The organism is Kosakonia sp. CFBP8986 (assembly GCF_034044935.1).
GTDB lineage: Bacteria > Pseudomonadota > Gammaproteobacteria > Enterobacterales > Enterobacteriaceae > Kosakonia > Kosakonia cowanii.
Window position 1 is genome coordinate 400963 of the sequence record NZ_JAXCXB010000003.1, and the last position, 19069, is coordinate 420031.

A 19069-nucleotide genomic window follows, 5' to 3' on the forward strand; every position below is an offset into this window, starting at 1 on the left:
TTACCCTTCGCGTTTCACCACTTTTATCTCTACCAGACCAATCCCCAGCTGACGCGGCGCATGACCGAGGATATTCCCTTCGTTGGTCGACTGCGGATCCGGCGGCACAATTACCAGCTTGTTACTGCCCGCGCGATTGGTGAAATGGAGCGTGGTGGTGCTCACCTCATGACTCAGCGTCAACATCTGTTCTTCATTGCCGACACGCACCGGGATCGGGCGATTGGCGTTATCACCAAACGCTTTCGCGGTGATCACCAGATCGAACTGCGCCGGCAGCGGCTGCTGGTACTCAATGGCCACCTCTTTACCAAGCTGGGCATTTGACCAGCGCCCCCAGCTTTCCGGGCGTGAGATGCCGTTAAACTGTTTCACCTCTTCCGGCGCGCCCGCGACATTAAAAATAAAACTGTCGGCTTTATAGCGAATGTCATCATCGAGGATCTTCAGCGTATCGACGCTCTTCTGGTAGCGGGCAGTATCGATAACTGACTGTTTAAAAGCCGTTTTCCCGTGCCACTGCGTTTTATCCACGCGCTGCACCTGCTGTTCACCGCCAAGTTGACCCTGCGAGACGCACCAGTCGGTTGAAAGTGCGAGTTCAGGTGCCCAGAGCCGCGCCATTTTGTAGCAGCGATCGACCCAGACAAAGTTGTCGCGCGGCGCGAAATCCGCCAGCTGGAAACGCAGCGGCGCGGAGTATTCACTCTCCGGCAACGGCTCGATTTTCTCCGACACGCGCACCAGCAGCGGCAGGCGGAACTGGCTGCCGGAGAAGGTGATGGTCTGTTTTTCCCCATCGATGGTGAAATCCTTCATCTCTTTGGGGAAGTTCCACAGGCGGATGATATCCGGCTTCCACGCCAGCACCTTCTGCTTCATGTTGAGGAAGACGCCGGAGAGCGACTGCCCGGAGAGGCTGCTGCGACCGAGGCCGAGGAAGTTGTCGCCGCCGAGAATATCGAGCACGGTCGCGCCATTATCCAGCGTGCTGCGCTTAATGCCGGAGAGATCCTGCTGCGGCTGGTCGCCGCGCAGGACGAAGAAGAGATTGCTGCGATCCTGTTTGTTCAGGTATTTCCAGGCACTGTTGTTCATCGCCAGATGATCGGACGAGACCACAATGACCGTATCTTTAAACCACGGCGACGCTTTGATGCGGTTAATCAATCTGGCGATATTCTGCTGGCTGCAGGTCACCGCGCTGAATGACTGGTTCACTTTATCGTCATAACGGTAGCTTTTGCGCTCGCAGCCGCGGGAGATAAAGCCGTCCGGGTGGTGGGTGTCCACCGTCAGCGCAAACAGAGAGAAGCGCTTACCGGCGCGGGAGAGGGATTCATACTGCTGCCAGACGGTATCCAGCACCGTATCGTCGTAAAAGCCCCAGTCATTGCGATAACTGGGATCCGCGACCTGGTTTTTCAGCTCCTCGGCGCCAATCAGATGGTCAAAACCGTGAGATTTGAGGAACACATCTTTACCGGCAAAACGCAGGTTCGCCCCCTGCACAAAGTGGTTCTCATACCCGGAGTTTTTCAGAATATCGCCGAGGCAGAGGTTTTGCGGGAAGAAGCTGGAGACCGACGCGGAGGCATTGCCTTCGAACGGCGCGAAGAGCGGAATGCCACACTGCGAGGAGACCATGCCGGCAATGGTGTAATCGGTACCGGGCAGCTGTTCGGTATGGCTAAAATCGAGGCTTTCAGCTTTCAGCGCGCCAAGCTCCGGCGTCAGTCCGGGAAAAGCATCCTCATTAAAGTAGGTGCGCTCGAGGCTTTCGCCGTAGATATAGACCAGGTTCAACTGCGGGTTGGGGATCTGCTTTGCGGGCACTTTGTACCAGGCGGCAAAATCGGGATCGCTTTCGCGGGTTTGCGACTTCACAAGCTCCGTTATCTGGCGGAACGCCGGGCTGGCATCCACCGAGCCTAAGGCCAGCGCCAAAGCCAGCAGGCTGTAACCAAAATGGTGGGGCATATGGCGGCGACGGCGCAGCACCCAGCCGAGGGCGCAAAACAGAGCGACCAATGCCAGCACTAAGCCTGCGCCGGGCAGCAGATATTTGCCGATACCCGCGCCGGTCAGGCTGTTAGTCAGGGTGTAGATCACCGCATCGTTAATGCCGTCGCCGGTAAAGTAGTTGCTGGCATAAAGGGTGATGTTTAATAGAACAAACAGGCCTAATACGAGAAGCGTGGCGCTAAACCACCACTTATTGCGGCCCGCTTTCGTAGCATAAATCGCCACTGAGGCGATAAACAGGACAAGGGAGAGCAATCCGGACAACCGTTATTCCTCAAAAGCGCCAGAGATATTACTGGTCATGAATATTTGTAACAGGGGATATAATTTAATGACGATGTCACCTGCCTGCAATTGTAGTGTCATCTTATCGGCGGTTTATTCAGAATTGGTTTAGAAAGCGGGAAAGGTGATCGCTATCGCACAGCGTAAAAGGGGTAAAAACGCCGCATTGGGGATAACGCGGCGTTGAAGGCGCTGATTTTAGTACTCTTTACCGGTGACGCGGCTGCGGTAACTGTCCCAGTTGAAGATGACCCACAAACTGTTGCCGAGACGCATGCGATCCATCACGCGTTCGCCGAGCAGCTTATTCATTTCGTCCATATTGCTGTTAGTCAGCATGCCGGTCGGGCGCTTTGAAGAGGAGCGGCGATCGACAATCTGGTTGATGATCACTTTTTCGTAGCGCGACTCGGTCTGCATACCGATTTCGTCGATCACCAGCAGGTCGACACTACTCAAATCATTCAGCAACTGCTCTTCGCTGCTTTCGCGGTTGCCGAAGGTCTCTTTCATCGCCGACATGATGTCCGCCACGGTGATAATCAGCACCGACTTACCGCGCAGCAGCAGTTCGTTGCAGATGGCGGCGGCAAGATGGTTTTTGCCAGTGCCCGGTTTGCCGGAGAAGATAAAGCTGGCGATGTTGCCATCAAACTCTTCGACATACTGCCGCGCCTGGCTGAGGGCGCGCATCTGGCCTTCCGTCTCGACGCGATAATTGTCAAAAGAGCAGTTTTGATGCAGAGGGCGGATGCCAGAACGGTTAAAGGTGCGCTGCATCTTCATGGCGCGGTTTTCACGCTCCAGCGCCGCTGAGCGCAGTTCGCCCTGCTGCTTTTGCCAGGCCATCAACTCTTCGCTGTTTTTGAACGCCGGTTCGACGTGAGCCGGGATCATCTTTTGCAACCGCTTCATCAATTCGCCAACGTTTTTCATCGCTAACCTCGAAAGCCAGGTGGAATGTGGTTGTCCGGTTCAGAGAGCGTGTTGATATCGCGCTTCGCCGCGCCGCTCTGGCTACTGCGCCCGATTTGCAGGCTGCGCGCCAGCTTCTGCTGCCACTGCACGTGGTGGAAGACTTTCCCTTCCGCCTGCCAGTAAGCGACAAACGACGCCAGCTCTTCCGGCGTGGCTGGCTGGGTGAGGGCGATGCCCCACAGCGCGGCCAGGCGCTGAAAATCGGCGTCTGGCTGCCAGCCCGGATACATAGCGAATTTGCCCATTGGCACGCTCACCGGCGCGGCGGCAGGCTCTTCATAGAATTGCGCATCAAGCGACACATCGCTCGGCGGGCGCGAAAGCTGCGCTTCCAGCGCCAGTAGCTGCTCAAGGCGCTCGGCGGTGAGCGCGTAAAACGCAGGGCTGTTATTTGCAAATACGGCGACGGTACCGCCTTCCGCGCGCGCCAGTATCGCGGCGTTATCACGCATAAATTCATCAATGCCGATAACATTCGACGTCAGGATTCTGGAAGACATAACACGTTCTCAAACAGGGTAACGACAGAAAGAGTGGCGGGCGCAATACAGGCCGCCGACAGAAAGGCACATAGTAACACAGCGTGCGGAAAGGAGAGCACAGCACGAAAAAAGCCGGGTTGCCCCGGCTTTGTCATTTCCCAAAAGTGCTGGCTAAAAAATGCGTTACGCGATGATGTTCAGCGTAACGTCGATGTTGCCACGGGTGGCATTAGAATAAGGGCAGACGATGTGCGCGGCGTCGACCAGTTTTTTGGCTTCGTCTGCGTCCATCCCCGGCAGGTGAATGTTCAGTTTGGCTTCAATACCAAAACCGGTCGGCAACGGGCCGATACCCACTTCACCTTCAATAAAGGCCTCTTTCGGCATGCTGATTTTGTCGCGGCCAGCCACGAACTTCATCGCGCCGAGGAAGCAGGCAGAGTAGCCTGCGGCAAACAGCTGCTCCGGGTTGGTTACTTCACCGCCCGCGCCGCCCATCTCTTTCGGCACACCCAGTTTGACGTCGAGAACGCCGTCAGAAGAGGTTGCGCGGCCGTCACGGCCTCCGGTTGCTTTGGCTTTGGCAGTGTAAACAACTTTTTCTAAAGACATGACAGGTTCCTTATCATCTTGAGTGTTTGCTATAAAATAGCGTGCGATTTATATATCAGCATAAATCCCCGAAAGGGAATTTATGCCTGGTGAAATTGTTGACGAAACTGCTCCAGCTGCTTTTTGACATCACGCAGCGTTGCATCATCGCAGGCCACCGCGCAGCGTATCGCTTCCGGGATGGCTTTAGCCTGTTGCTGTAACTCACGGCCGCTTTCGCTCAGGGTGATAACCACCTGGCGTTCATCATGCCGCGAACGCTGGCGATCAATCAGCCCGGCGCTTTGCAGACGTTTTAACAACGGCGTCAGCGTGGCGGAGTCGAGGAACAGACGCTCGCCAATCTCCGACACCGTAAGGTCGTCTTTCTCCCACAGCACCAGCATGACCAGATACTGCGGATAGGTCAGGTTCATCGGCGTTAACAACTGCCGATAAAGCTTATGCAGCGCCAGGTTTGTTGAGTAGAGTGCAAAACAAAACTGGTTATCTAGCGCGAGCTGCTCATTCGCGGTGGATGTTGAGCTTTTCTTCATGGTTTTAAATATAGGTAGCGTACGATTTAATTGCAAGTTATTTTTTAGGCAACTTAAACGCGCGGGCGTCGACGGTAGATCCATAACCCTGGCAGCGATAAACCGATCGACAGCGCACCGACGATCGAGCAGGCCTTCAGGAAGTTGGTCAACAGCAGGATCATTAATGCTTCACTGTAGCCAACGTGACTAATTTTTACCGCCGAGATCATCGCCGTATAGGCTGAGATTCCCGGAAACATGGGAATGACCGCTGCCACAGTAAAGACCTTCGGGTGCGCCAGATACCAGCGCGACCAGCGGATCCCAATGCAGCCTACCAGCATTGAGGCGACAAACGTCGACCACTCAATATTAAAACCCCAATGCATCATGGCAAAACGCGAGCCGTGGCCGATGGCGCCAAGCAGTCCGCACCAGCGCAGCGCGCGGTGAGGAACGTTAAACACCATCGCAAACCCGACTGCCGGAATGGCCGCCAGCAGCATATCTTGTGCCAGTGCGTAGAAGAACGAGATTATATCCATCCGCGCAGCCCCCAGAGTGTCATCGCCATCACCACACCGATACAGGTCGCGAGTGTTAACAGGCTGGCAATCGCCCAGCGCGCCAGCCCGGTATTAATATGCCCTTTAAACATGTCGGCCACAGCGTTAATAAGTGGAAAGCCTGGCACCAGCAGCAGCACGCTGGCGGCCATCGCTACCGTTGAGGAGTGCAGAAAAGCGGGCAGGGTGAGCAGCAGCCCGGAAACGGTGGTGGCGACAAAAGCGGTAATACAGAAGTTGATTTGCGGATGCATATGTCTTCCTGCCAGCAGCAGACGGACATACATCGCGATGCTGCTGGCGCAGAAGGTGATAAACGCACCGTCCCAGCCGCCGCGATTGAGCTTGCAGAAGCAGGCGCAGGAGAGACCGACCATCAGCGTCACCAGCCAGCGCGGATAGCGCAGCGGTTTTAGCTGGGTGAAGCGCTTCTCTACATCCTGAAGATCCAGCAGCTTATGCTCGGCGAGAATGACGATATGTTGCACCTCCGTCACCATATGCATGTTAATGCCGCGATCGCTGCTTTTGCGCGTTGAGGTCAGACAGTGGCCATCTTTAATGGTGGTTAACACGATGGCATTTGAGGAGATCAGGCTCTCGACTGCGTCCATGCCAAGCGCTTTCCCCAGGCGGCTCGACAACTCCTCCACCAGCGCGCTCTCTGCGCCGTGCTGTAACAAAAAAAGGCCGCACTGAATACACAAGCGCGTAATGGTTCGCTGCGTTGAGTGGTCTGTTTGCATGCTTGCCCTGGTTATCTGGTCACGCCGCTCGCAAAGGGGGAACGGAACACCTCTTTTTAGCACAGGTGCGGGGGAGGCTGGCGCTAACGCAGATCAAGAAGTGTGCAATAAATTCGGATAATGATTTCGCCATGGTTATTTACCGTGCCAATCTTTCTAGGAATATTATTATAAAGGCCATGTAAATTACGATGACATATTACGGATAATCCTGGTAAGCGTTAATATTCCTGGGTTACACGCGCGATTAAATATTTATTAAGGTTATTAATCTTTTATTAACTATATACAATTTGATTATATTCTTTTAATTATTTTATTTTTAATAAGGCACTAAGTATTTGAAGAGTCGTTGTGTTATGTTGTCACGCACGTTGGCAATATTATGATTTTAAATATTTATATTAAATTGCTAATCATAAATTCCAACAATTCTTATAACGGCTGGTTCGGAACATTATTGTTAATTTACGCATTATTGGTACCGATTGAGTAAATACTCATTACGAGGATTGATAGAGAGCGCAAATGGAAGCGGAGGTTTTTATGCTATCACCAGGCGGCAATCACGGGATTATTATTAGCCAGGCTCCCGTACTTAGGGCCGGTATTGGCAGCATATTTGAGCATCATTTTCCTGAGTATCCGGTAACGCATTACGCCACGATAGAGGAGGTCACGCTGCCGCAGTTAGCGGATAGCAGCTTGGTTATCATTGATTTCTCCGGTGGGCTGCGGTCTGCGCAGCAGCGCTGTGAACACTACTACACCTTGATCTCGCAATGCGATAAAACGCGCTGGCTCTTCTTTATTTCCCCAGAATTTTATCCTGATGCGGTGGACTTTTTAATCCAGCCGCAAACCATGCTACTCGCCGACATTGAGCCTATCGACAGTGTGGTTAATGCGCTACGCGGCGGAGAAGAAAACGCTCCTAAAGTGAGCCCAACGCTACTTTCTGCGGTACGACAGCACTGTGCAGAGACGCCAGCGCCGCGAAAATTACTCACCTTTTCGGAAAGGAAAGTGTTACGCCTTCTTGGAAAGGGGTGGGGAATAAATCAAATCGCCATGTTGCTCAAAAAAAGCAACAAAACCGTCAGCGCGCAGAAAAATAGCGCAATGCGACGATTATCACTGCGCAGTAATGCAGATTTGTACACGTGGATTAATAGCCATCAGGGTATGAAAGAGCTGAATTTAGGATCAGCATATGGAGACCATAATGAATGGAAAACATTAGCCAAGCGGGACATGTAGCCATCATTGAAAAATGCATGATGAGTCGGGAAGGGTTGCAGAGTTTATTCAGCGAGCCCGTTTTTGCAAACTACTCTTTTCATTTTTTTAAGGATCATATTGCCTTTCGGCAGGCATTAAAAAAGTCTGCCTATTTCTCGGTCATCTATTCGCTTTTTGGTCAGCGTAAAGAGCGGCGCGAATGCCTGATGTGCCTGCATCTGCTCTCGCTCTCCTGCCCGGACGTTCAGCGCATTGTGCTGGCGGGAGATGACAGAGAAGCGCGGCTGGTGGGGCACCTCTCTCCGTCGCGCCTGCACGGCATCTTAAGTAAATCATCAGAGTTGCCGATGCTGCTTGAGCAACTCACCACGCTGCTTGGCGAAACCCGGCGGGTTAACGAGAACATGATTAATCATGGCTACGTCAGCCAGTTTCGTATGTTAAGCCCAACCGAAAGGGAGATTTTGCACTATATGACGCGGGGCTTTTCCATTGCAGAGATCGCCTCGCAGCTGGACCGCAATGTGAAAACCATCCGCGCGCACAAATTTAATGCCATGACAAAATTGGGCGTGACATCCGATGTCGGTTTACTTGATGCCGCGGATATTCTGACCTGGATTCCGCCCAGCACCCGGGCGGCATCTGAGCTGATGTAACGCTCGCTTCATTGCGCGTAAGCGCCAGGACCGGGCCTGGCGCAGCAACCCTACAGGCAAACGTCAATCCACTTTGCGGACGTCAGCGCCGCCATGCGCTCCGGTGAGATACGCACCGCGCTGTGAATCGCGCCCGCCGCCGGCAACACTTCCGGATACTGTTTGAGCGAGACATCACAGTAGACCGCCAGCGGAGTTTCCAGCCCAAAAGGGCAGACGCCGCCGACCGGATGACCGGTAATCGTGACTACTTCATCACTGCTCAACATGCGCGCTTTTGCGCCGAAGGTGTTTTTCAGTTTTTTATTATCAAGCCGGGCATCACCTTTCGCGACAACCAGAATGACCTCGTTTTTCACCTTTAACGACAGCGTCTTGGCGATCTGGCCCGGCTCGACACGATGGGCCGCCGCCGCCAGCGCAACGGTTGCCGTACTTTGATTGAGTTCAATAATATCGATATCGGGGGCGTTATCGGCAAAGAATTGCCGTACGGACTGCAAACTCATGATGTTCTCCTGCGAAAGACCGCAGCTAATCTGTCACAAGCGAGTTATCTCTGTAAATAATCCATCATGACAAACCGCTTACATTACGTTTCTCGATCCCCTTCACAATCGCGGAAACCGGTTACATGAACCAGTTGCAGTGTTCTCAGGGCAGGTTAATACTCATTTTGTCACTCCCCCTGACCCTAAAATAAAAAGAGCCTCTTATGAAACCTACTCTACTCAGTTGTAATGCTGGTCCGCTAATCAGCATGGTTTCAACCATCCGAAACCGATCGCGGCACGGCTGCACTGCTGCTGTTGCCATTACCTTGCAAGTCTGACAGGAGATCGACGATGTCTGCTAACCATGCTGCGTTTAACCTTATCTTTCGGTTTATTGAAAACTATGTCAGCCCGATAGCCGGGCGTATCTCTTCCCAGCGCCACGTTATGGCCATCCGCGACGGCTTTATCTCCGCGATGCCCTTTATGATTGTCGGTTCGTTTTTACTGGTATTTGCTTATCCCCCTTTTTCGCCGGATACCACATGGGGTTTTGCCCGCGGTTGGCTGGATCTGGCGAAGCAGTATGAAGGGCGGATCCTTACGCCGTTTGATATGACAATGGGGATCATGTCGATCTACATTTGCGCCGCTATCGCCTACAACCTCGGCAAGCACTACGCGAAGTCATATCAGCTTGATCCCTTTATGTGCGCGATGCTCTCGCTGATGGCGTTTTTACTGGTTGCCGCGCCGAAAACCAGCGGCACGCTACCGGTGGACAGCCTTGGCGGCACGGGGATTTTCACCGCCATCCTTGTGGCAATCTACTGCGTGGAGATGATGCGTTTTCTGAAGGCGCACAACATTGGCATCCGCTTGCCGGACCAGGTGCCGCCGATGATTAAGAACTCCTTCGATCTGCTGATCCCGGTGCTGGTGGTGGTACTGACGCTCTATCCGCTCAGCCTGCTGATTCAGTCCCAGTTCAATATGCTCATCCCGCAGGCGATCATGGCGCTGTTTAAACCGCTGGTGTCGGCGGCAGACTCGCTGCCTGCGATCCTGCTGGCGGTGATCATTGGTCATCTGCTCTGGTTTGCCGGTATCCACGGCGCAGCGATTGTCTCTGGCATGCTGCAGATGTTCTGGCTGACCAACCTGGGTATCAACCAGAGCGCGCTGGCGCAAAGCGCGCCGCTGCCGCATATCTTTATGGAGGCGTTCTGGACCTTCTTTATTGTGATTGGCGGGTCGGGCGCAACCATGGGGCTGGTGTTCTGCTACCTGCGTAGTCGCTCGGTCCATCTACGATCGATTGGTCGTCTCAGCGTTGTGCCAAGTCTGTTTAACATTAATGAGCCGGTGATTTTCGGCACACCGATTGTGATGAATCCGGTGTTCTTTATTCCCTTCCTGCTGGCACCGACGCTCAATGCGATTATTGCCTGGGCGGTGATGAAGATGGATCTGATTGGCCGCGTGATTTCGGTTGTACCGTGGACCGCGCCCGCGCCGATTGGTGCCGCGTGGGCATTAGGCTGGGATTTCCGCGCTGCCGTGCTGGTTCTGCTCCTCGCCGCAATCTCGGCGGTTATCTACTACCCCTTCTTCAAGGTGTATGAGAAGCAACTGCTGGAGCAAGAGGCGGAAGAGGCGCGTCGCGCAGAAGAGGAAAATCGGCAGGTTGCCTGATACAAAAAAGGGGCGAATTATCGCCCCTTTGCTATTCCAGCGTACGACGCTATTTCAGCGTGCAATCGCCACACTGCTGAACATCCGGCAGGCGATAGCGCTGGCAGCATGTCCGACGAACCAGCGCGCCGTCGCGCAGCACGACCGTGCGCCATAGCGGGTTGTCGCTGCCGTCAGCAAGCGCTTTTTCGAAAAAGCAGATCTGGCGCAGGGCGGCCAGCCGGGCTTCGCCGATAAGCGGCATCATTTCGCCCAGATACCAGTTAATCAGGTAACCGGTGTTGCTCCAGATAAGTTTGCCATTGATGTCGCCCGTCGCTTCCAGCGCCTTGATAACGGGCTGGATGGTATGGGTGACCAGGGCGGCAATACGTTCGGCATCATTCTTCAGCGTCAGGCTGTGATCCTGCTGAACATCGATCCAGAAGCAGGCAGCGCGACCGCTTTCGTGAAATTCAACGTGGAAGTTATCGGGGTCTAAATCCAGCGCGCTCTTTTGCGTCAACAGCGTCAGCAACAGCGGCGGCACCATCAGCCCGAGATACCATTGCGCCCACAGCGAGAGCAGCGGTTTGCTTTCACGCGGCTCTGTGGGGTTGTTACGGTAAATATGATCGGAGTAGGTGGCAATAAGCGAGCTTAACGCCGTTGGGCGCGACCACTCCGCCAGCGTCATTGCATGATGGGGGACATCTTCATTAAGGCGCAGGAAATCGAGCAGATGGGCCCGCGTGCTGGCAATCGCATCCCGCATGGCAGTCGCCAGCGAGTCGCGCTCGTCATGAAGCGGGCTTTGCCAGATAACTTGTTGCGTAATCGATGCGGTACGGTATGCCATAGCCCCAGCTGCAGAAGGAATCTAAATGATAATGATTGCCAATCCTATCCAGAGGCCAAACCGATAGCAAGTTGTTTATCGTAAAGTTAGCGCCAGCGCACGTCAGGCGAGCTGTAAGTCTCCGCTGACCAGAATACTGTTGCGGCCTAAATGCTTGGCTTCATACAGCGCTTTATCCGCCTGCGTCAGCGCGGCATCAATATCGTTATTCTGCAACGGCGCAATGCCGATACTGACGGTGACATTAGTGGCGACGCTTTCATTAAACATATGAGGGATCTTGAGATCGTAAACCCGCTGGCGGATATGCTCTGCGGCCATCCGCGCCTGATCCTGGTCGATGTTATTCAACAAAATCATAAACTCTTCGCCACCGAAGCGCGCCACAATGTCCCGCGAGCGCACTGCGTCGCGCAGCGCAGCAGAGACGCGGATAAGCGCCTGGTCGCCCATCATGTGCCCATAATGGTCGTTATAGGCTTTGAAGTGATCGATATCCAGTAGCAGAACAAAACGGCTGCTGTCATCGACGGCAAGCAGGTTATCGAGTTTATGCTGCAATCCGCGGCGGTTATAGAGACCGGTGAGCGGGTCAAGCATGCTCAGGTCGTTAAGGGTTTTGCGCTCCTGCATCAACCGCTGCATCAGGGCGCGGGCAAAACTATCGTTACGCTTCTGAATTGCATGCTGAATGGCAATCCCAATAACGGGCAGAGAGAAGCTATAGATGAGGCGCATGCAGCTCTCAGACTCATTCAGCCATAAGCTGGTTACAAAAAGCGGCAGAGAGTGGAGAAGGAAGGCGATGACATTATTGGAGAAAGCGATAGTGCCGATAAACAGAACGCTGAGTAGCGCGATTAACAGATAGGCCGAAGCATCATCCCCTATCAGTTTCGCTTTAAGAACCACATGCCACGCCCAAAGGCAGCCAAACAGGAGTGAGATCAGTGTGATGTTGATTTTGCTTCTGGGGTAAAATTTGTGCCACGCGGGTAACACCGCGCTGAGCGTGAAGATCGCGCAAACCGGCACGGTCACGGCGTGCAGATTATAGAGCGGCACCAGCATAGAAAAGAGTGCTGAAATGGCGTTGAGCAGTAAAAAGAGACGTAGGGACAATCGATATCTCTTATTACAAAGAGATTGCCATGTTTGTGATGTCATACCTATAAGTCGTATTTATCCGCAGTTTTTCAGTGCGTTATGAGTCGTAAAATAGCGTTGCGCAATGAAATGGTCATCGCGAAATATTAGTAATAAGAATTTTTATTTAAGCGGTGCTTAATTTATCACCTTACTTAATGGCTGTCATTAGAAGATGCAGAATCTTCCAACACTGCGAGCTCGCTGACAGATGAGAAAATTTATCATATGATATTGGTTATCATTCGTGATTGAAGAGATGAAACCATGCTGCAGCGCGCGTTGGGAAGTCGTTGGGGGATCGTTTTTCCGGGCATGATTGTGGCCGCATTAGTACTGGCAGACCTGTCGGTCAACAGCTGGCGCGCGGTGATTTTACTGGGCTTATTATTGACGCCAGTGATGCTTTACCACAAACGATTACGTCATTACGTTCTGCTGCCATCAAGCATTGCTCTGATTGGCGGTGTCATTTTGATGCTGCTGAATTTGAAAATGATGGTGTAAAAACAGAGGGGCATTAAGAGGGGTGAGCAAGATATCTGGTGCGAGGGGGGGGACTTGAACCCCCACGTCCATAAGGACACTAACACCTGAAGCTAGCGCGTCTACCAATTCCGCCACCTTCGCACAGTCATCTTACTTGTAGATATCGCCTCGTTGGTGCGAGGGGGGGGACTTGAACCCCCACGTCCGTAAGAACACTAACACCTGAAGCTAGCGCGTCTACCAATTCCGCCACCTTCGCACAGTGCGAGCGATATCTGCGTGGTTTATGGTGCGAGGGGGGGGACTTGAACCCCCACGTCCGTAAGGACACTAACACCTGAAGCTAGCGCGTCTACCAATTCCGCCACCTTCGCATACCATCGATACCAGAAGTATCGTTACCACGGAGGCGCATTCTAGATGTTTTCAACTTTTCGTCAACAGTTAATTGCGCGCAGAGTCGTCGATTGCTGCAAAAATGGGCGTCGGCTAACAGGTGGGGAAATTCACCCGGCGAGTAGGCCCGCCGGGAAGAGGCGTTATTTTTTCAGCGCCTGGCGCGTCATCACGGTACGGTAAACCTTAAAGCGTCCGGTTTGCGCGATCACTTCATGGAAACCGAAGGTCTGATCCAGCACGTCTGAATAGGGCAGGAAGGCGTTCGCCACAATACGCAGCTCGCCGCCGCTGTTGAGGTGACGCACCGCGCCGCGGATCAACGTTTGCGCCGCTTCCAGGCTGGTCTGCAACCCGTCATGGAACGGCGGATTGGAGATGATCATATCGAAGCGGCCAGTCACCTCAGAGAAGACATTGCTGGCGAAAACCTCGCCTTCAAGGCCGTTCGCGGCAAGCGTCGCGCGGCTGGCTTCGATCGCCGGGGCCGAAACATCACACAGGGTCAAACGCACTTTCGGCGAATGGCTGGCCAGCGCCGCTGCCAGCACGCCCGTGCCGCAGCCAACATCCAGCACTTTGCCTTTGGTATGCGGCGTCAGCGTGGAGAGCAGCAACTGGCTGCCAACATCCAGCCCATCGCGGCTAAAGACGCCCGGCATGGTTTTAATCGTCAGGGAGTCCAGTGCGTACTCGCCCCAGAAACCGTCAGGATCAAAGGCAGGGTTTTTATCGAGGCGACCGTGATAAAGCCCACAGCGACGCGCGCTGTCGATCTTATTCAGCGTGCAATACTCAGCCAGCATCTGCTCGGCGCTGCGCACGCCGCTGCGGTTTTCGCCAACCACAAAAATATCCGTTCCCACCGGCAGCAGCGAGAGCAAATTCATCAGCTGGAACAGCGCTTCCGGCTTATTTTTCGGCCAGTAGTAGATAAGCGTATCGCTCTCACCAATCATCGCGCTATCCGCCACCAGGCTAAAACTGGCGCGCTCGCCCATCTGCTGGCTCAGGGTTTGCCACTGGTGGAACTGTTGGGTCCAGGCACGGCTCCCGGCACTCTCCAGACGAGCAGGCAGGTCATCCTGCAGATCACCGGCAAAAAGAATATGGTTAGATTCGAAATCATCACTGTGGCGCAGCAAGACTTCACTTGCCGGGGTAAAAGCAGACATTACGTGTTCCTCTTTAAACTGAGCCGGCGATTATACACGTTATCCTTCGCGCTGCCTCTTTGTTGGCTGCGTCTTTATCTCCACATGCCGCGTGTTGATGGCGCATTTTCGACGAGTTTGTTATATTTGCGCGCCTGATACAGGAGTGTTTCACGATGACTTCCCGACGCGACTGGCAATTACAGCAGCTGGGCATTACCCAGTGGACCCTGCGCCGCCCGACGGCGTTACAGGGCGAGATCGCCATTTCGCTGCCCGCGCATATTCGTCTGGTAATGGTTTCGCCGGCGCTGCCTGCATTAAACGATCCGCTTGTCACCGACGTGCTGCGTGCCCTGACCGTAACGGCAGATCAGGTACTGCAACTCACCCCGGATCGCGTGGCGATGCTGCCGCCTGAGAGCCATTGCAACAGCTGGCTGCTGGGCATTGATGCGCCGCTGCCGCTGTCGGGCGCGCAAGTCTCGACGCCCGCTGTTGATGAGCTACGCGCAAACCCTGCGGCACGCGCCGCGTTATGGCAACAAATCTGCGAACATGAACACGATTTCTTCCCTCAGCACGACTGATCTGCCCCGCGCTTACGACATAGAGACCCGGGCGCACGCCTTTCCCTGGAGCGAAAAAACGCTCGCCAGTAATCAGGGGGAGCGCTACCTCAACTATCGGCTGATGGTGGGTGACGAGATGGCGGCTTTTGCCATCACGCAGGTGGTGCTTGATGAAGCCACGCTGTTCAATATCGCCGTCGATCCCGCCTGGCAGCGCCAGGGGCTGGGCCGCCAGTTGCTTGAACATCTGATCAGCGAGCTGGAAAAGCGCGATGTGTTGACGCTGTGGCTGGAGGTTCGCGCCTCTAACCAGCCCGCCATTGCGCTGTATGAAAGTTTAGGTTTTAACGAAGCGACTATCAGGCGCAACTACTATCCCACGGCCCACGGGCGTGAGGATGCCATCATCATGGCGCTTCCTCTGTAATTGAATAAAGGTGATGTAATGAAATGGGACTGGATACTCTTTGACGCTGACGAAACGTTGTTCACCTTCGACTCGTTTGGCGGCTTACAACGGATGTTTCTTGACTATAGCGTGACATTCACCGATCAGGATTTCGCAGAATATCAGTCCGTTAACAAGCCTTTGTGGGTCGATTACCAGAACGGCGCGATCACCGCGCTGCAGTTGCAGCATAAGCGTTTCCAGAGCTGGTCCGAGCGGCTGGATGTGCCGCCGGGCATGCTTAATGAGGCGTTTCTTAATGCGATGGCGGAAATCTGCGCGCCGCTGCCGGGCGCGGTGTCGCTGCTCGACAGCCTGAAGGGCAAAGTGAAAATCGGCATCATCACCAACGGATTTACCGCCTTGCAGCAAATTCGTCTGGAACGCACCGGCCTGCGCGACTATTTTGATCTGTTAGTGATTTCTGAACAGGTTGGCGTGGCTAAACCGGATCCGCGTATCTTTGAGTACGCACTGAAGCAGGCCGGTAACCCATCCCGCGATCGCGTCTTAATGGTTGGCGACACGGCGGAGTCGGATATTCTGGGCGGCATCAACGCGGGGCTCTCGACCTGCTGGCTCAATGCCCACAACCGCGCGCTGCCTGAAGGTATCAACCCGACCTGGACGGTAACGTCCCTGAACGAACTGGAGCAACTCCTGTGTAAACATTGATTGTCTGCACTCAACCGTTGAGTACAATAGCCGCATTTTTCGTCTTTAACGCGGGGCTCAGTGCCGCGCAATTACACAGAAGATCTCAATTATGACGTTGTCTCCTTATTACCAAGAGGTGGCGAAGCGCCGCACGTTCGCTATCATCTCGCACCCCGATGCCGGTAAAACTACCATCACCGAAAAGGTGCTGCTGTTCGGACAGGCGATCCAGACCGCCGGGACTGTAAAAGGCCGTGGCTCCAACCAGCATGCAAAATCTGACTGGATGGAGATGGAGAAGCAGCGTGGTATCTCCATCACCACGTCCGTGATGCAGTTCCCGTACCGCGAGAACCTGATCAACCTGCTCGACACCCCTGGGCACGAAGACTTCTCCGAAGATACCTACCGCACCCTAACCGCCGTTGACTGCTGTCTGATGGTGATCGATGCGGCGAAGGGCGTCGAAGATCGTACCCGTAAGCTGATGGAAGTGACCCGTCTGCGCGATACGCCGATCCTCACCTTTATGAACAAACTCGACCGTGACATCCGCGATCCGATGGAGCTGCTGGATGAAGTCGAGAGCGAGCTGAAGATTGCCTGCGCGCCGATCACCTGGCCGATTGGCTGCGGCAAGCTGTTCAAAGGGGTTTACCACCTCTATAAAGATGAAACCTACCTTTACCAGACCGGTAAAGGCCACACCATCCAGGAAGTGCGCATCGTCAAAGGGCTGGATAACCCGGAGCTGGATGCCGCTGTCGGCGAGGATCTGGCCCAGCAGCTGCGCGATGAGCTGGAACTGGTGCAGGGTGCTTCCAACGAGTTCGACCAAGAGCTTTTCCTGAGCGGCGCGCTGACGCCAGTCTTCTTCGGCACCGCGCTCGGTAACTTTGGCGTCGATCATATGCTGGATGGCTTAGTTGAGTGGGCACCGGCGCCGATGCCGCGTAAAACCGACGTGCGTGAAGTGAAAGCGGACGATGAGAAGTTCACCGGCTTTGTCTTTAAGATCCAGGCCAACATGGATCCGAAGCACCGCGACCGCGTTGCCTTTATGCGCGTGGTTTCCGGGCGTTACGAAAAAGGGATGAAGCTGCGCCAGGTACGCACCGGTAAAGATGTGGTGATCTCCGATGCGCTGACCTTTATGGCGGGCGACCGCTCGCACGTTGAAGAGGCCTACCCGGGCGACATCATCGGCCTGCATAACCATGGCACCATTCAGATTGGCGACACCTTCACGCAGGGTGAAATGATGAAGTTCACCGGCATCCCGAACTTTGCCCCTGAGCTCTTCCGCCGTATTCGCCTGCGCGACCCGCTGAAGCAGAAACAGCTGCTTAAAGGTCTGGTTCAGCTTTCAGAAGAGGGCGCGGTGCAGGTCTTCCGCCCGATTGCCAACAACGATCTGATTGTCGGCGCGGTGGGTGTGCTGCAGTTTGATGTGGTGGTAGCGCGTCTGAAGAGCGAATACAACGTCGAAGCGGTCTATGAGTCCGTCAACGTGGCAACTGCCCGTTGGGTGGAGAGCAGCGACGTGAAGAAGTTCGAAGAGTTTAAACGTAAGAACGAGATCCAGCTGGCGCTCGATGGCGGCGATAACCTGACCTACATCGCGCCGACCATGGTTAACCTCAACCTGACACAAGAGCGTTACCCGGAAGTGACCTTCCATAAAACCCGCGAACACTAATCCCTCTACGGAGCGCGGCAGACGCTGCGCTCCGGCCTCTTTTCTCCCCTGCCGTTTCTTGCGGAAAGTTCTTAAAACCCTCGCTTTTTCTGTCTGTTGCTCGCTTTTTACGCACTCCAACAGGATCTTTGTCGAGAGTGATCTATATTTAACAAAGTGATGACAAGGTGTGTGGCTGAAAGTACTGTTCAATGCGTGTTTAATGGTCTTTTATCCACTCAACTAATCACCAGATAACATTAACAACTGCATCAGCGCAGCGATTTGCCGGAATGTGATCGCAACCATTGACGTTGATACGGTGAGTTTCACCGCAGCAGTTGGCAGCTTCTTGCTGCTTCAGCCCAAATGGTGGGCAAACATACAGGAATAACATCGATGACTATGACAAAGCTGACTCTTTCTAAAACCCTGCTGGCTATTACGCTGGGCTCTGTTCTGACCACGGGTTCTGCCCTGGCGGCGGAAACCACCACTGATAAAGCGCAAAGCACCGCGTCCAGTGCAGGGGACAAAATTGATAGCTCTATGAATAAAGTCGGTGGATTCATGGACGACAGTACCATTACTGCAAAAGTGAAAGCAGCACTGGTCGATCATGAAAGCATTAAAAGCACCGATATCTCCGTGAAAACGGACAAAAAAGTGGTAACCCTGAGCGGTTTCGTCGAAAGCCAGAAACAGGCTGAAGAGGCGGTTTCCGTGGCGAAAGGTGTAGAAGGTGTGGCTTCAGTAAGCGACAAACTGCACGTTCGCGATGCGAAAGAGAGCACTGCAAAAGGTTACGCGGGTGATACCGCCACCACCAGCGAAATCAAAGCGAAGCTGCTGGCCGATGAAAACGTCCCGTCCCGTATGGTGAAAGTGGAAACCACTGACGGCGTTGTTCAGTTATCCGGCACGGTAGAGTCCAAGGCTCAAAGTGAGCGCGCTGAAAGCATCGCCAAAGCAGTTGATGGCGTGAAAAGCGTGAAGAACGACCTGAAAGTTAAATAAGAGTACGTGAAAAAATCCGCGCCTGGCGATGTCCGGGCGCGATAGATACTTAGCAGGAAACATCGCGGATGGGCATCTGAGAGCCCATCGCTTGCGGTCGACATTAACTATGGTTAAGGAGAGTTTTATGTTTCGTTGGGGCATTATTTTTCTGGTTATCGCGTTAATTGCCGCCGCTCTGGGCTTTGGTGGTTTGGCAGGTACAGCAGCCGGTGCGGCGAAAATCGTCTTCATCGTTGGTATCGTTCTGTTCCTGGTCAGCCTGTTCATGGGTCGTCGGCGCCCGTAGCGTTTAACACGCTTAAACTTCGGTTACATTAAAGCCAGTCCTCGTGACTGGCTTTGCTGTTTCAGGGACTTAAATATTGCGCT

Annotated in this window: 21 protein-coding genes and 3 tRNA genes; 10 read left to right on the forward strand and 14 right to left on the reverse strand. The window is 53.9% G+C overall.

What is annotated here, in order from left to right; translation table 11 throughout:
* The 7 genes from opgB to SOM48_RS08630 form a co-directional block, all read right to left on the reverse strand.
* Positions 1-2289, reverse strand: coding sequence for a phosphatidylglycerol--membrane-oligosaccharide glycerophosphotransferase (gene opgB / locus SOM48_RS08600; protein WP_289747162.1), 2289 nt, complete (start codon positions 2287-2289; stop codon positions 1-3).
* Positions 2290-2508: 219 nt separating this feature from the next.
* On the reverse strand, positions 2509-3246 hold the full coding sequence (dnaC, locus tag SOM48_RS08605; RefSeq protein WP_023480325.1) for a replicative helicase loader DnaC: 738 nt from the start codon (positions 3244-3246) through the stop codon (positions 2509-2511).
* 2 nt (positions 3247-3248) lie between these two features.
* Positions 3249-3788, reverse strand: a complete 540-nt coding sequence (gene dnaT / locus SOM48_RS08610) for a primosomal protein DnaT (protein WP_054802766.1) — start codon at positions 3786-3788, stop codon at positions 3249-3251.
* A 165-nt stretch (positions 3789-3953) separates the two neighbouring features.
* On the reverse strand, positions 3954-4382 hold the full coding sequence (locus SOM48_RS08615; RefSeq protein WP_042715761.1) for an organic hydroperoxide resistance protein: 429 nt from the start codon (positions 4380-4382) through the stop codon (positions 3954-3956).
* Between the two features lie 80 nt (positions 4383-4462).
* A complete protein-coding gene (locus SOM48_RS08620) occupies positions 4463-4918 on the reverse strand; it encodes a MarR family winged helix-turn-helix transcriptional regulator (protein ID WP_054802767.1) in 456 nt (151 codons plus the stop codon).
* Between the two features lie 53 nt (positions 4919-4971).
* Complete coding sequence (locus SOM48_RS08625; protein ID WP_042715758.1) at positions 4972-5445, reverse strand: threonine/serine exporter; 474 nt, start codon at positions 5443-5445, stop codon at positions 4972-4974.
* Entirely contained in the window at positions 5436-6212 is a 777-nt protein-coding gene (locus SOM48_RS08630; RefSeq protein ID WP_312480168.1) for a threonine/serine exporter family protein, read from the reverse strand. Before SOM48_RS08630 ends, SOM48_RS08625 begins: the two co-directional genes overlap by 10 nt.
* Before the next feature lie 528 nt (positions 6213-6740).
* Between SOM48_RS08630 and SOM48_RS08635 the strand changes: the two genes are divergently transcribed.
* A complete protein-coding gene (locus SOM48_RS08635; RefSeq protein WP_369811826.1) occupies positions 6741-7472 on the forward strand; it encodes a LuxR C-terminal-related transcriptional regulator in 732 nt (243 codons plus the stop codon).
* Between the two features lie 20 nt (positions 7473-7492).
* On the forward strand, positions 7493-8113 hold the full coding sequence (bglJ, locus tag SOM48_RS08640) for a DNA-binding transcriptional activator BglJ (RefSeq protein ID WP_076770267.1): 621 nt from the start codon (positions 7493-7495) through the stop codon (positions 8111-8113).
* A 50-nt stretch (positions 8114-8163) separates the two neighbouring features.
* Here bglJ and SOM48_RS08645 read toward each other — a convergent pair whose 3' ends face one another.
* On the reverse strand, positions 8164-8622 hold the full coding sequence (locus SOM48_RS08645; protein WP_042715755.1) for a YbaK/EbsC family protein: 459 nt from the start codon (positions 8620-8622) through the stop codon (positions 8164-8166).
* A 336-nt stretch (positions 8623-8958) separates the two neighbouring features.
* Between SOM48_RS08645 and SOM48_RS08650 the strand changes: the two genes are divergently transcribed.
* Positions 8959-10302 carry a PTS sugar transporter subunit IIC gene (locus tag SOM48_RS08650; RefSeq protein WP_023480312.1) on the forward strand — a complete coding sequence of 448 codons (1344 nt, stop codon included), beginning with the start codon at positions 8959-8961 and terminating at the stop codon, positions 10300-10302.
* Between the two features lie 49 nt (positions 10303-10351).
* Here the strand turns inward: SOM48_RS08650 and fhuF are convergent, their stop codons facing one another.
* Positions 10352-11140, reverse strand: coding sequence for a siderophore-iron reductase FhuF (gene fhuF / locus SOM48_RS08655; RefSeq protein ID WP_139567766.1), 789 nt, complete (start codon positions 11138-11140; stop codon positions 10352-10354).
* A gap of 102 nt (positions 11141-11242) precedes the next feature.
* Positions 11243-12307 (reverse strand): GGDEF domain-containing protein, encoded by a 1065-nt coding sequence (locus tag SOM48_RS08660; RefSeq protein WP_076768942.1) that lies wholly within the window; start codon positions 12305-12307, stop codon positions 11243-11245.
* 246 nt (positions 12308-12553) lie between these two features.
* Between SOM48_RS08660 and SOM48_RS08665 the strand changes: the two genes are divergently transcribed.
* Positions 12554-12793 carry a DUF1435 domain-containing protein gene (locus tag SOM48_RS08665; RefSeq protein WP_128483687.1) on the forward strand — a complete coding sequence of 80 codons (240 nt, stop codon included), beginning with the start codon at positions 12554-12556 and terminating at the stop codon, positions 12791-12793.
* Between the two features lie 36 nt (positions 12794-12829).
* Here the strand turns inward: SOM48_RS08665 and SOM48_RS08670 are convergent.
* The 4 genes from SOM48_RS08670 to rsmC form a co-directional block, all read right to left on the reverse strand.
* Positions 12830-12916, reverse strand: a tRNA-Leu gene (locus tag SOM48_RS08670).
* Between the two features lie 31 nt (positions 12917-12947).
* Positions 12948-13034 (reverse strand) — tRNA-Leu (locus SOM48_RS08675).
* Between the two features lie 28 nt (positions 13035-13062).
* A tRNA-Leu gene (locus tag SOM48_RS08680) sits at positions 13063-13149 on the reverse strand.
* Positions 13150-13314: 165 nt separating this feature from the next.
* Positions 13315-14346 carry a 16S rRNA (guanine(1207)-N(2))-methyltransferase RsmC gene (gene rsmC, locus SOM48_RS08685; protein ID WP_320511802.1) on the reverse strand — a complete coding sequence of 344 codons (1032 nt, stop codon included), beginning with the start codon at positions 14344-14346 and terminating at the stop codon, positions 13315-13317.
* Between the two features lie 155 nt (positions 14347-14501).
* On the opposite strand from rsmC, the gene SOM48_RS08690 reads away from it, so the two are divergent.
* From SOM48_RS08690 to SOM48_RS08715, 6 genes are all read left to right on the forward strand, one after another.
* The gene (locus SOM48_RS08690; protein WP_042716030.1) at positions 14502-14915 is read left to right on the forward strand and encodes a DNA polymerase III subunit psi; all 414 of its coding nucleotides are present in this window, start codon (positions 14502-14504) and stop codon (positions 14913-14915) included.
* Positions 14884-15324 carry a ribosomal protein S18-alanine N-acetyltransferase gene (rimI, locus tag SOM48_RS08695; protein WP_042716028.1) on the forward strand — a complete coding sequence of 147 codons (441 nt, stop codon included), beginning with the start codon at positions 14884-14886 and terminating at the stop codon, positions 15322-15324. Before SOM48_RS08690 ends, rimI begins: the two co-directional genes overlap by 32 nt.
* A gap of 18 nt (positions 15325-15342) precedes the next feature.
* On the forward strand, positions 15343-16020 hold the full coding sequence (yjjG, locus tag SOM48_RS08700) for a pyrimidine 5'-nucleotidase (RefSeq protein WP_054802771.1): 678 nt from the start codon (positions 15343-15345) through the stop codon (positions 16018-16020).
* A 91-nt stretch (positions 16021-16111) separates the two neighbouring features.
* On the forward strand, positions 16112-17701 hold the full coding sequence (prfC, locus tag SOM48_RS08705) for a peptide chain release factor 3 (RefSeq protein ID WP_054802772.1): 1590 nt from the start codon (positions 16112-16114) through the stop codon (positions 17699-17701).
* Positions 17702-18079: 378 nt separating this feature from the next.
* Complete coding sequence (gene osmY, locus SOM48_RS08710) at positions 18080-18697, forward strand: molecular chaperone OsmY (protein WP_023480446.1); 618 nt, start codon at positions 18080-18082, stop codon at positions 18695-18697.
* 127 nt (positions 18698-18824) lie between these two features.
* Positions 18825-18986, forward strand: coding sequence for a DUF1328 domain-containing protein (locus SOM48_RS08715; protein ID WP_023480205.1), 162 nt, complete (start codon positions 18825-18827; stop codon positions 18984-18986).
* Positions 18987-19069 lie beyond the last annotated feature (83 nt).